The organism is Flavobacterium hibernum, from assembly GCF_000832125.1.
GTDB classification, from domain to species: Bacteria; Bacteroidota; Bacteroidia; order Flavobacteriales; family Flavobacteriaceae; genus Flavobacterium; species Flavobacterium hibernum.
Map to the genome: position 1 here is coordinate 107,044 of NZ_JPRK01000023.1, position 14,272 is coordinate 121,315.

Sequence of the window (14,272 nt, forward strand, 5' to 3'; positions counted from 1 at the left end):
TTTTTTTAATTTAATTTTATTTTTTCTTCCGCTGATTTATTCAACAGATTTATTACATCTTTTTTTCTTTCTTCAGGAATTACTTGTAAAACTTTTAATTCGCCATTAACCAATTCTACTTCAATCGTCGTATTTTGTTTTGCATGTAATTTAAAATGTACATTCCATTCTTTTGGCCAAGCCGGAAAAAGATAAATTTTCCCATCGGTTTCCTGCAAAAGCATTTCCTGCATCCCAATCATTCCGGATCCGCCCCAATTATGATCGGGAACCCAATCAAAACCAGGTCCCCAAAAAGCAGGGAATCTTCGGTCTGAATTTGCCATTTTTAAAGTGTTATATTTTGCAGCCTCATTTGTTAAACCTAATCGCGCTGCAAAAATATTATCTTGTTTCCAACCAATATGACTTCTAAATTTTAAAGCATCAGGATCGTATTTCCATGTATTTACTGCCGTTTCTAAATCTGGTTTTCCTACGCCATAAATTCCCCACGGATAAACAGGATACAATTGTGGAACTTCAGAATTATTAACTCTTTCCCAAGATTTTGCTGGAACTAACACTTTATGATTTTCGATCTGTCCGAAATTTAAAGGCGGAATTCTGGTTTGAAATCCTTTTAGATATTCTAATGCTTCTTTTGACAATTCCTTAGAAGAAAGGTTTAAAAGACTTTCTGTAATTATCTGTAAAGCCGAAATCGTACTATTTGCATTGTACGCCATTTTATAAGTTTCAGCACCTGAACCCGGGTATAAAACTAATTTTCCGTTTCCGTCTAAAGCTTTTCTTCCTCGCTGTTTTGCCAGATATTGATAATGTTCATCAAAAAATCGAAGACAGCTTATAATAAACGAATTGTACTTTTGAATGTCTGCTCCCACATATTCTTTTTGTTCCAACATCATTTGACAGAATTCAAAAACCGTATCCCATTCATATTCTAACCAAGCGTTATATTCCATTCCTGCATCGTAATCTGCAGGACGTTTCCAATCGTATTCGGCAGGATTTGGCAAACCGAAATTTTCCAGTTGTTCTGTAAATGAAGCACCGTTATGATTCCAATACACTTTACTTCTTAATTCGGCATTTTTCTGTAAACTCAAATAATAATCCAGCTGCGATTTCATCATATCAAAATCGCCACTTTTTACCATCGGAAAATAAACCAAACGCTGGTTTTGTGCCGTCATCGTTCCTCCGCCCCAATTTCTAAAATCGGGAGTAAAATCTAAATCCGGATTTGTAAAAACAGGATCAACCGTAAATAGTCCGCCGTTGAATTTTGTTGGATATTTTCCGTACGCATTACAGCCTAACATATAGCGAAATAACTGATAATTCTGCCCAATTTGATACACTGAATCTTTTGCTGTCGTCTGATTTTTTTGTGTAAAGATATAACTGCGATTCCAGAAATTATTCCACCATTTTATCGTGTTCTTTTCTGCTTGTTTTGAAGTGTTTTTATTGGATGAAATTTGATTATTCAATTCATTTTTCCAAGTGTTCAAATCCGATTGGCTAGTATTTAAATAAAGTTGTAACGAATGTTTTTTCGATGGTTTTATACTTGATAAAGTATAAGCTTTAAAATCTGTCGATTGGTATTTACCTAAATAAGTTCCGTCAGGTTTTAAATTATCTCCTGTCATAAATCCGCCGAAAGTTAAATTCGCAATCGGGTTTAGCATTTGCTCTTTTACCGATTCCATTTTTTGTTGTTTAACGGCAACATCAAACACGGTGTTTTCTCTATTTCTGTGATAGAATTTTATTCCGTTATTTTCGAATGAAATTGAATCTTTGTGCGTAATAATATCACCTTGAGGTGCCCATTTATAAGAATTGGCATTATTCGCTTTTCCCTTTGAATCACGGTTTTTATAACGCCAACTTTCATAAGAAGCTGTCATTTTAAGCGAAGTCTTACTTTCTAAATCAACATGAATAATAGGTTTAAAAACATCTACCCAAAGTTTAATTTTAGTATCATTTTGACCTATTAAAACATATCCATCTTTGAGTTTTAACTCCTGATGAAAACCCTCTTTTCCAGCAAAAGGATTCGGACTTAAACTCACTTTTATTCTTCCTAATTTCAATAAAGTATTGTGTTCGTCAAAAGTCCCACTTCGCGAGAAATAAAAATACAAATCGCCATTTTCTACCCAAACATTCATCCCAATATCACCGCCGCCCAAAGGCATAGATTCCGATGAATTATTGCTTTGCGTTGTCCAGATTTGATTGTAATTTTCCAGCACAGGAATCTGCGCTTTAAGGCAAAGCGTAGTAAAGAGAAGTATGTATTTTATGTATTTCAATTTATTATTTAATTTTAATTATTCGTCTCATTTGTCATTTCGAGGAACGAGAAATCGCACACGTAAATCGACAAAGATTAAAGACATTCTATGCGGAACTTCTAGTGCGATTTCTCGTTCCTCGAAATGACAAACTAGAGGTAAACTCATCATTCACAATTCACAATTAACCATTATAAATCACCATTCATCAGTCCTAAAAGATGAAACCGGCAAACCTCCTGCACTAAACAATTCAGCTTTTGCGAAATCTTTCCATAAATAACGTATAGCAACTGGTTTAGCCACTTTATCAGATGTTAACACTACTGATTTTCTTCTGACAACCGTTTTGGCCGGATAAAAGACTTTGTCTTCTCCCGCTATTTCAAAACCTGTTACTTCTTTATCATAAGACGTAATTCCGTTAGTCACATCATCAAAAGAAACTGTAACCGAACCGTCTTTTATTTCCATCGATTTGTATTTCGGACTTTCAAATTCGAAACCTTCAATTCCGTAGGTTTTTGCCAAAGCTTGAAAAGCCAAACGGTTTCCGCCTTTTTCCTTATCCATTGGATGAATATTATTTTCTTCTCCAACATCCATTAAAACTGCCATTCCAGAATTTGGAATCTCTTTTGAAGCTTTCAATTGCGCTTCTCTTATATAGGCCGAATTGTATTTTTCTAAATAATCTTTTGGATGAAATGAAGCATAATTAAACGGCGCGATCTGAGCATAGTAAAACGGAAAATCTCCTTGTTTCCATAAAGTTCTCCAACTGCTTACCATTTTTTTCATTAAAGCAGTATATTCAGATGCTCTTTCGTAATTTGATTCTCCCTGATACCAAATACAGCCTTTTATTCCGTAACCAATAACAGGCGAAAGCATTCCGTTAAACAAAGTTGTCGGAATACGATTTGGATCTTTTGCCAATTCTTCTTTTGTTGTTGGAATTTTAGCACTTGCAAAATCTTTTAGCATTTCCTGATTCATCCACGCTTCCATGCTTGAACCTCCGTACGAAACATGAATTAAACCAACAGGAACATCTAAAACTTCTTGCAAAAGCGATCCGAAATACCAAGCTGTTGCACTAAAATTTGATGTTGATTTAGGAGAAGCTACTTCCCACTTTCCTTCAAAATCTTTCAAAGGTTCTAAAACTGTAGCACGCGGAATTGTGATTAATCGAATGTTTTTATTACTTGATCTTACGATGATTTCATTTCCGTTTTTAACGGGCTGACCTTGAAATCCTTTTAATGGCATTTCCATATTCGACTGTCCTGAACAAAGCCAGACTTCACCAATTAAAACATTTTTAATACTGACTTTTTCGGCTCCTTCTGAAACTTCAATCGTATACGGGCCACCAAATGATGGTGTTTGTAATTCTGTTTTCCATTTACCGGAATTGTCTGCTTTTGCTTTGTAGATTTTAGAATTCCATGATGTTTTTATGGTAACATTTGCATTCTTTTCTGCCCAGCCCCAAATTGGCGCGTTTGATTTTTGCTGCAACATCATGTTGTCGGTAAACAATGCCGGCAGTTTGATTTTTGCATTGATTTGAATGCTTGACAAAATCACTAAAAAAACAATAATTAATTTTTTCATTTTATATTTTTTTTTTGCCACAGATTAAAAGGATTATTTTGATTTTTTTATGCCACGAATTCACAAATTATTTTAAAACATATAATTAGAAAAATTCGTGAATTTGTGGCTGATATTTAATCTGTGTTAATCATTTTAATCTGTGGCTAAATTTTTATTTATTTCTCTTTCACAAGCACAACTGGTCCAAATAAACCAGCTTTAAGCAAAGGTTCTCCTTCTAAACGATATGTTGCATTTGTCCATGTTAATCGTTCTACTTTCGGCAATTTTTGGTCGCCCATTAATCGGTTTGCCCACGTATTAGTGATGCTGATTTCTATTGTGTTTTTTCCTTTTTTTAAGGCTTGGGAAATATCTGTTTTAAAAGGAAATGTCCAAAGTGTGCCGCAATCTTTTCCGTTAATTTTGATCTCGGCAATATTGGCAATTTCACCTAAATCAATCCAGATTTTATCGGTATTTTTTCCTTTCCAGATAAACTCTTTTTTATAGAGTACAGTTCCTGAATAATACCTAATCTGATCATTACTTGAAGTACTCCAATCAAAAAGTTTGTTTGTTTTTACAACTTCTTTCGGACCTTTAAATGCCGGATCAAATTGTAATTCCCACTTTTCATCCAAAGTCTGAACATTTTCAAATTCAGAAGATTTTCCTTCAGCTAAAACTTCTTTCGTTTTGTCTTTAAAAATTACAAAACCAGATTCGTTTACCTCTAAATTTATAGTCACAATTGTTCGTCCATTTTCGATCTTCCAATTAGATACATCAGAAGTTTTGTCAGTAACGGGATTGTACCAAACCGGAATTTTTCCTGCTATTCTAAACGAAGCTTCAAAAGAACGTTTTACTGCATTTTGATTCGAAATAAAATAAACATCTTCTGTATTAGATTTTCGGTGTGTCCAGGCAATTGTTTCAGCATCGGTTCTGTTTAAATTTGGAAAGTAAACATCTTGCGTAATTCCAATTGAAGCAAAATCATTTTCTAAATAAGGTAATTTAATAACAGTTCCTTTTCCTATTTTCCAAGTTGACGCGTTAGAGTTATTCCAAATTTGATCAATTACATTCTGCCATTTTTTAAAATCTTCATTCGATTGTAAACCCGGTTCTAAATTTGGTTTTTCGTCTACAAAAACGGTTGCTCCATCATTTACTAATTGCAATATTTTTTCGGCGGAAGCCAAAGAAAGCAACTTATTTGGAGCCATTTTATGACTTCCAGGAAACAATAAAGCCCCATATTCAATTCCGCCTTCAAAAGATATTTTTCCGTTCTCTACTTTTGCACGGTTTATCAAAACATCTGAGTTGAACGAATCGTATTGATAACCGTTCATTGCGTTAATCCATTGCGATAAATCGGTTGAATTTTTAGAGAAATTAACTTCTTTTGGCATTTTAGCGCTTGGCTGTGCTTCATTTTTTAAACGAATGGCTTCACTTTCGACTCTTTCTTTTCCAAAAATATTCGGAATAAAAGGTACTAAACGATCCGGAAGTATGGAACGAGATGGTAAATCTTCGCCAATAAAAACGGCCAAATCTATAACTGGTTTTCCTTTTTGCAATTGAAACTGTACTCTTTGGCAATATTCAAACCATGCTTTTCCGGGTTCCCACCAAGTTTGATCTCTTTGAAAATAGGTTCCAATTCCGTCCAGAGTCATTCCCGGTTTTCTGTCCAACCACGGATTATGTACAAAAACGTGATAGAAAAACCGGTTAATTCCTAAAGCATAATTTCTGTCGGCAACCACTTTTAAATTTCCCGGATGTTCGTCCCAATCCATTTTTAGAGCCGTAAAAGCTTCTGCCTGAATAATATTTTTTCCATAAATATGTCCGCCAGAAATAGCATCTAACATATCGTTTGGTTTGTCGTGCGTTGGGCTTTTTAGCCAAAATTCGCCACTTGGATAATCGATATATTTAAAATGCAAAAGTCCGTCGCTCATCATGGTTGGCGCGACATTTTCTGAACTAAATTTTACGTTGGCATCGTCAGCAATTTGTAGTAAAGTTCCAAAGAAATTTTCGGCAACCAATTCTGAAATTGTTTTTCGAACATCATATAAAACTTTCTCAGATGTTTCAATATTTTTTACAGGAATTCCCGCCATAACCGGCAGATAATCTACAATATCATAACCTCTGCGAGTTTTAAATTCGTTTCTAAAAACAGGCGACCAGTTTTGGCTTCCGCATTCCCAACTGTCCATGTGAAGAATTTTAACCACTTTTGAAGCTAATTCAGGACCCGCAACGCGAAGCATTTCACCAAACCAATGATCTAATTGAAAACGAATGGCTTCGGGATTAAATTTATCTACTTCTAAACCTCTTCCTGCTCCTGCTGTAGCATTTTCGTGTCCTGTAGAAGTATGTCCGAAACGAATGATTCTCCAATTTCCTTTCGTAGCAGTTTTCCAATTTAAAACTCCGTTTACATCTACAAACTTCGAAATATTGATCATTTTTGATGGATCGATACAATCTGCGGCACTAATTTCATTTTCCGTTACTTGTGGGCTTAATCTCCAAATAGCTCCTGATTTTCCTTGATAATTATCAATTAAGGGTTCGTTTGACAAGTATATTTTTGCCACTTTTAAACCTTGATTCCATTTAGCAGGATCAAGATCTTCTGCGCCAGGTTCTGTCCCTTCTGGATCGTAAACGAATCTAAAATATTTTGCTTTTGTAGGTACAATGCTGTGCGTATAAAATGCATCAACATCCTGCCAGCCGTGACGTGGCGTTATTAATCTTCCTAAACTTTGAAAATTTATGCCATCCTTGCTATATTCAATTATTAAACGATGCGCCTGATAATTATTCCCTTTGGTTTCTATTTGGATGGATTTACATAAAAACGGTTCATCAAATTCATACTGAATCCAACCCTTATTTGGCATTCTAAATAGTCCGTCTTTATCTGATGAACTTAAAATTGTTGCATCAGATTCGGGATTTGTGCATGTTATTTTTGGTCTTTTTTTATTTGATGTAATAAAACTCTCTTTTACCGGAACAGCAAATGTGGCGATATCTTTATAATAGTCTTTGTAGTGATTTGGAACGGCTAGTTTTAAATTTTTAAAGTTGTTTCCGCTTAGGATTGTATCTTTCCAAACTACTTTTTGCATTGACATTTCGGGCGTTATCCACGGTCCTCCTGCAACGGCAAAACCGTCGGCGGGATGAAATCCTATTTTTACTCCAACTCGATCTGCTTCTAATAAAGCCCAACGTACCAAATCCCAGAATTCCTTGCTTAACTGCAAAACTGGCGGATTTATCAATGGCGGATTTGCGGGGCCTTTTATCGTCATTAAATAAGCTCCTTCGATACCTGCTCGTTTCATCGCTTCTAAATCGGCTGTGATGCCTTCTTTAGAATAGGCACTTTGCATCCAATACCAATACGTCCACGGTTTTGAGGATTCTTTTGTAGGTTGAAAAAGGGTATTTTCTTTTTTATGGATTTCCTGTGCGGAAAGGATTCCCGCAAAAAGTAATATTAAAAAGAAGTATTTTTTTTGAAACATTTTTACTGTTTTATTTTCGTTTGTAAACCCGACAGGTTTCAAAAACCTGTCGGGTTTTATATATCGCATTTTTTTGTCATTTCGACGTAAGGAGAAATCTCCACAAGTAGCTCCATAACGAAAGTCCAATCTTTGTGGAGTTTCTTACGAAGATTTCTCCTTACGTCGAAATGACAAACTGTGCTTTTAATTTTTAATTTTTAATCAATTAATATTTAAACTTCTTCAAACTTTCTTCTAATCCATTTTTTTGTGCTTCAAATGGAACTAAATAAAAGCTGTATTGATAATCTCCTGACTTAATTTGATATTGTTCTAAAGGCTGTGCTACTGAAGTCCAACTGTCATTTCCTCCAACTCCCATTTGAATTAAATCGATATTTACGGTTAAAAATCCGGGATCTTTTAAATCGAATGTATGTTTGGCAGCACTTAAGTTTTCTTGCGTATACGGCCATGCGCTCATGCTTAAAACTTTGTTATCGTCGACAACCAATAAACCTTTGTTTTTTTGTGGCGTTGTAAAAGCCATCCATCTCACTTCGGTTCTGTTTGCATTTTCCTGAGGTTTAACATAGTGCTCTAAAAAATCGTTTATTGGCAAAGAATATTTGCCAACAAATGAACCGAAACTTCTGTCTATGTAGTTTTCTAATTCTCCTTTTCCGTACCACGAAATTTGATCAAATTTTCTTTGAACGCCCATTTGCATTCCTATTTTTGGAATGTTTGGCAATTTGTTGGTAGCTTTCAAACTATAATCTACTTTAATAACTCCGTTTTCATTGATTTTGTAAACGACTTGTACTTTTGCACTGTCTTTTATAACTTCATATTCACTTGTAATAATTGTTCCATCAATTGCAATTGCCATTTTTGTGCTCAACACTTTTGGTTTTGCCTGATACCACGGTTTTAAAACTTTATGTGATTTCCAACCTCTTTTATCGTTATCTGTAAGTGGTCTGACAAAATTAGGCAGTAGAGGTGCAAAAACTTGTTCTTGACCATTGTAAACATACGAACTCAATGCTCCATTTCCTTTACTAATACTAATTTCGAATGTCTTTCCTTTAATTTTAAAGTCCGAATCTGTTTCTGTGGTTTTGTATTTAGAATCTTTTTGGTTTCTAAAATCAATTTCGGCATCCGATTTTTTCAACAGAAACTGATCTTCCGCGACAGCGTAACCTTTTGTTGCCCAAAGTTCATCTTTTGAAAGTTGAAATTCAATATTTAGAAAATATTCAGCATCCTTTTTCAGTTTTGGCAAATATTGTTTTACATCTAAAATGGTTGATTGTCCCGCTTCTAAATTGAACGGTTTTAAAACTTGAGTTTTAATAACATTTCCGTTTTCCAAAACTTTTAAAACGGGAATATATTCTGTCAATGATTTTACGGCCTGACGATTTTTAATTTCTAATTGAAAGTTATCTTTCAAGCTACTCGTTGCAGGTTGATAAATCCATTTATTCTCATAAATAGAACCTTTTGGTTTTCCGTTTGAGTCGACAATTCCTTTTGTATTGAAATTTCCATCATGATATTTTTCGCCAAAATCTCCTCCGTGTGCAAAAAATTCCTGTCCCGTTGCAGGATCTTTTTTCACTAATCCCTGATCTTTAAATTCCCAAATACAACCTCCGATAACTCTTGGAAGCGAACGGAATTCATCCCATAATTCTTTTAAGTTTCCTACTGAATTTCCCATTGCATGAGAATATTCGACAAAAATAATTGGTCGCGTATCTTTCTTTTGGTCTACTAAAAATTTAGGTGTAAAAACGCCCGGATAAAAACGGCTGACCATATCGACATAGGGTTCGTCTTGCGGATTTTCGAATCTATAGGCGTGATCGATTGTTTTTGGATATCTTGGATCAAGCGGATCTATGTATCCGTCTAATCTTGGATTTCCTTGTGCAGGTTCGTAATGTACGGGACGTGTAATATCAAAATCGTGAACCCAACCTGCCATTGCTGCATGATTTGGGCCTTTTCCGCCTTCGTTTCCTAAACTCCAAAAAACTACAGATGGATGATTTTTATCGCGCTCAACCATTCTGGTCATGCGCTCTAAATAGGCGTTTGTCCATTTTGGGTCGTTGCTTAATTTTCCACCAATTCCGTGTGTTTCCTGATTTGCTTCGTCCATTACCATAATTCCGTATTGATCGCATAAATCGTAGAAATAGGGATCGTTTGGATAATGACTTGTTCGTATAAAATTGAAATTGAACTTTTTAATCGTCGTAATATCTTCTTTAATATCGTCTCTTGTAACGGCTTTTCCTCTCGTTGGATGTTGATCGTGACGGTTTACTCCATAAACGTAAGTTTCTTTTCCGTTGATGAGCATTTTGCCATTTTCTTTAGAGAATTCGACAGAACGGAAACCTACTTTACAGCTTTTAACTTCGGTAATTTGTCCTTTTGGATCTTTTATCGACATTACCAAAGTATATAAATTTGGCTCTTCTGAACTCCATTTTTTTGGATTGCTGATATTTTCTTTAAACATTCCAAAGCGAACATTATCCAAACGCGGATAACTTTCGTTGATCATGTCGATCACGGGTTTCTGAAGCGGTTCTTTGAATAATGCTACATTATTTGCGTCGTATAATTGTGCCTGAAAGGTATAATCTTTGATTTTTTCGCCTGTTAGATTTTCTACTTTTGGTCGTAATTGAAATGAGGCGTCTTTGTATTGTTTGTCTAATTTAGTTTGATAAAAGAAATCCTGAATGCGTAGTTTTGGCTCTGCCATTATAAAAACTTCACGCTGGATTCCGCTTACGCGCCAATGATCCTGATCTTCAAGATAGGAACCATCTGTCCAGCGAATTACTTGTACCGAAACTACGTTTTCTCCTTCTTTTAAATAAGGTGTAATATCAAATTCTGATGGTAAAAAACTGTCTTCTCCATATCCTAAAAACTCTCCGTTTAGCCAAACTTGAAAGCCTGAACTAACGGCTCCAAAATGTAAAGTTACGGTCATATCTTTCCAGTTTTCCGGAACGGTAAAACTGCGTTGATACGAACCTACTCCATTATAATCTTTAGGAATAAAAGGCGGATTTATTGGTCTGAAAGGATAAACGGCACTTTTGTAAATGGGAATATCGTAGCCTTTTAATTCCCAGTTTGAAGGCACTTCAATTTTTTTCCAGTCTTCAACTTTTCCTTTATAGAAATCTTTTGATGCTTCTTTTAAGTTTGATGCATATTTAAAATCCCAATCGCCAGTAAGCATTTTTAAACGGCTTTTGGTTCTATCGCCTTTAAGCGCATCTTCGACATTGGTGTATGAATAAGCTGTTGCTCGTGATGGTTGACGGTTTATACTTGTAACTGTTGGATCTTCCCACGGTGCAAATTCGTACTTTTTTGGTATCTCAGGAATTCCCGCAGGTTCACCGGTTACAGATTGTGCGTGTGCTCCAATTGTTAGAAGTAAAATGTAAATCGTAAAATGTAATTTATGATTCGAAAATCGAAACCTAGAAAAGTGATTTATTTGAACTGGCTTAAACATTAATTCTATATTTTTTTAGTTTTTTGTCATTCTGACGAAGTAGGAATCGTACTAGGGATTCCGCAATTATGATCGACAATCTTTGTGGCTACGCGTGTGATTTCTCGTTCCTCGAAATGACAAACTGTGTCTTTATTATTTTCTAATTATTAGACCTGACAGGTTTTAAAAACCTGTCAGGTCTTCTAGCGAAATTATTTACTCTTTTTAACCTTCTCCGGCGGCGCAACAAAATTCAATTTGCTAACTCCTAAATCTTTTGAAGTTGCAACAGCAATTCCTCTTTGTTCGGCTTTGTTTACGGCGCAATAAAAATGATATACTACTCCATCGTGTTTTACAACAAATGACTTATGGGCAAACATATTATCGTAAGGTTCCGATGATTTGATTAAATCATCGCCTTTCCAGTCTGTCCAGTTTACTAAATCATTCGAAACTGCAAAACGGTTAAATGCTCCTTGATTCCAACCTGTCCAAAAAGCTCCAAAATAGAACATTACCCAAGTATCATTAATACGCTGAATATAAGCATCTCCTGAGATTCCTTTATGATGATTGATTAAAGGTTTATCGCCATAACGTTTCCATTCTTTCATATCATTCGATACTGCCATAGCAATACGTTCTGCGCCTTTAGCAGGATTTATGCTATCACCACGGGCATTATAGTACATTATAAAATTGTGTCCTGTCAATTTATCTTTATCACGAATCACACTGTTTTTGTACATCGTACTATTATCCCACCATTTCGCATCTTTGTCTTTTGGTGTTAAAACCGGGTTTTCTAATCTTTGAAATTCGTGTGGTTTTGTTGGTGCTTCTTTTGTATACGCCATTCCAATTGATAAAACGCCTGCTTCGTAACCTTTGCTATCGCCGCCAAAATAACTCATCCAGTATTTATCATCGTATTTTTCCCATTCGTAGCTTCCGCCCCAAGTTGGGTCTTGTAAAGCAATATATCCTGCCTTTTGGTTAACGTCCCAATGTTTTTCGTTTTCTGAAAAAGACATTACTTTTCCTAGATATTTCCAGTCTAAAAGATTGTCACTTTCTGCAAGCCAGGTTTCATAACCTCTTCCATCGTAAATTAAATAGGTCATATACCATTTACCGTCTTTTCTAAATACACTCGGACAATCCATTTTATATGAGTTGTCTGTGGGAACCATTACTAAACCGTATTTGTAAGGCGTTTTTACTTCATTGTAAATTTCCTGCATTACGGTTTCGGTAATTTCTCTTTTTTTGTATTTGGTGGCACAACTACTGATAAAAAGTGTTGTAATTCCAACCAAGAGATATTTTATTGTATTTTTCATTTTGTATTATTATAACACGTTTTTGAACGCAGATGACACGGATTTACTTCGTAAAGACGCAGATCAAAAACGGATTTTTTTCTTTTCAACTTTTCAATTTAGCATCTTTGTCAAAGTTTAAAACTTTGACAAAGATTGTGCGCATTTAAAATAAAAACAGCAGCGTAAATCCGCGTCTTTACGAAGTAAATCTGTTTTATCCGCGTTCACTTTTTCACTTCAATTCCTTCAATCTGGATTCCATTACGTCTTTGTTCAGTTTTACTTTTACCATTCCCATTGGGTGAAATCTTCTTTTTAGGTCAATTGCTGCATAAACTATAGTGTAGACATCATTTCCTTCTGGAATTAAACATAAAGGTGTACGCATAATATCCCACCATTTATCGACTTTTGTTTCGATTGGAATATATCTTGCTTCACCCCATTTTTTTCCATCTTTGGATAATGAATAGGCAATCATGTTCGGCAAATGATGTCCCCAACCTTCCGGGCCTCCATCAAAAATAGCGATATACAAACCATTTGGAAGTTGGCTCACAATTGGATTCTCCACAAAAAACGGATGCATGGACTTAATTGGTGTATTTTCGTCTTTAATTCTAGTCCACGGTCCTTCTAAACTTTGAGATTCAGCCAAAGCTACAAACCAGCCTTTTCCTGATTTCTTCGGATAATCTGCCCAAGAATTGAACGGATATGCTCCGCTATAAAATCCGAAGTATTTATCGCCTACTTTATAGGGAAAAAATGAGGCAACTCCTTGACGTCCTTCCCATGGTTGAGAATCTAAGCCGGGTTCCATAATGATACCCATATCTTTATACGGACCTCCAATTCCGTTGATTCCTTCAACGGTTGATTCACAGCGCCAAATTCTACCAAATGAATGGTTTGGCTGTATTTCTTTATGAACGGTATACGCTAAATAATAGCCGTACCATTTGTTTGCCTTTTCGTTAAAAACAGGCATATACGACCAAATAGCGGCACGGCGATCATTCATTGGGTTATCATCCTCGGTTATGGCGTAAGTTCCGCTGGCTTGGTAGATTGTCGATTCACGTTTCCAATGAATTGCATCTTTACTAGTCCAATGTCCAATTTTGGTTTTTACACGATCGTAATAATAATCAACTCCTATTTCTCCTGCTCTTTCTGTTGGAAACATATGATAGGTATCGCCAACTTTTACGACGCGTCCGCCTTCAAAACCACCTTGAATTCCTTCTGTTCCGGGCATTCCTTCTTCAACAACGGGTTTGTTTTCACCGCCAATAATTTCGAAAAGCGGTTTTTCATCTGAAAATCCTTCAACAATAAATGTTGGATTCCAAAGCTTTCCGTCTGGAAGTTCTGCATTTCTGGATTCTAATTTTTCTGAAGCTTTTACAACTCCTAAAACGATGAATAATCCTTTATTTTTAAACGAATATGTTGCTTCGAGACAAGAAAAAGCATACACGTCTATTGGAGGCAATCCTGTTATTGTAATTGCATTTTTTAGAATTAATTTAGCATTTGGATTATCATCAGTAAACTGAAAAAATTCCTTATTATCTTTTTCTTGAAAAACTCCAATAAGAATTTGTACTGATTCCTTAAATTTCAATTTTAAAGGAGCATTTGTTCCGTTTTTATAACTTTCTAACGGAAGTTCTATTCCCGTTAATCCTTCTAATTCTGGAGCAAGTTTAACAATGTTGTGTTTACTTCCTGAAAAAACATGAGCATACTTGGTTGTTTTGAAAGTTTTGTACTTATTGATTACTTCAAAAGATGCTGGTTTCCAAGCTGAGTTTTGTGCTGAAACTTGAATACAGATAGCTAAAAGCATTAGGAAAGTGCTTTTTAATTTGAAGTTGAATTTTGTATTTTTTGGTGACATTGGTTATTTATTTTTTT

General features: G+C 35.3%; 6 protein-coding genes. All 6 read right to left on the reverse strand.

The window, feature by feature from the left end:
* Positions 1-5: 5 nt before the first annotated feature.
* The gene (locus IW18_RS21165) at positions 6-2,333 is read right to left on the reverse strand and encodes a DUF5703 domain-containing protein (RefSeq protein ID WP_041520189.1); all 2,328 of its coding nucleotides are present in this window, start codon (positions 2,331-2,333) and stop codon (positions 6-8) included.
* A gap of 180 nt (positions 2,334-2,513) precedes the next feature.
* Positions 2,514-3,938, reverse strand: a complete 1,425-nt coding sequence (locus IW18_RS21170) for a sialate O-acetylesterase (RefSeq protein WP_041520190.1) — start codon at positions 3,936-3,938, stop codon at positions 2,514-2,516.
* Positions 3,939-4,096: 158 nt separating this feature from the next.
* Positions 4,097-7,495 carry a glycosyl hydrolase gene (locus IW18_RS21175; protein ID WP_041520251.1) on the reverse strand — a complete coding sequence of 1,133 codons (3,399 nt, stop codon included), beginning with the start codon at positions 7,493-7,495 and terminating at the stop codon, positions 4,097-4,099.
* Positions 7,496-7,703: 208 nt separating this feature from the next.
* Positions 7,704-11,039 (reverse strand): glycoside hydrolase family 2 TIM barrel-domain containing protein, encoded by a 3,336-nt coding sequence (locus IW18_RS21180; protein ID WP_041520191.1) that lies wholly within the window; start codon positions 11,037-11,039, stop codon positions 7,704-7,706.
* 194 nt (positions 11,040-11,233) lie between these two features.
* On the reverse strand, positions 11,234-12,367 hold the full coding sequence (locus IW18_RS21185) for a glycoside hydrolase family protein (RefSeq protein WP_041520192.1): 1,134 nt from the start codon (positions 12,365-12,367) through the stop codon (positions 11,234-11,236).
* Between the two features lie 214 nt (positions 12,368-12,581).
* Positions 12,582-14,255 carry a glycoside hydrolase family protein gene (locus tag IW18_RS21190; protein WP_041520193.1) on the reverse strand — a complete coding sequence of 558 codons (1,674 nt, stop codon included), beginning with the start codon at positions 14,253-14,255 and terminating at the stop codon, positions 12,582-12,584.
* Positions 14,256-14,272: the final 17 nt, after the last annotated feature.

Excerpts from the sequence above, each read along its gene's own strand:
- IW18_RS21185 (WP_041520192.1), bottom strand. The coding sequence starts at position 12,367 with ATGAAAAATACAATAAAATATCTCTTGGTTGGAATTACAACACTTTTT.
- IW18_RS21170 (WP_041520190.1), bottom strand. The coding sequence starts at position 3,938 with ATGAAAAAATTAATTATTGTTTTTTTAGTGATTTTGTCAAGCATTCAA.
- IW18_RS21190 (WP_041520193.1), bottom strand. The coding sequence starts at position 14,255 with ATGTCACCAAAAAATACAAAATTCAACTTCAAATTAAAAAGCACTTTC.
- IW18_RS21175 (WP_041520251.1), bottom strand. The coding sequence starts at position 7,495 with ATGTTTCAAAAAAAATACTTCTTTTTAATATTACTTTTTGCGGGAATC.
- IW18_RS21180 (WP_041520191.1), bottom strand. The coding sequence starts at position 11,039 with ATGTTTAAGCCAGTTCAAATAAATCACTTTTCTAGGTTTCGATTTTCG.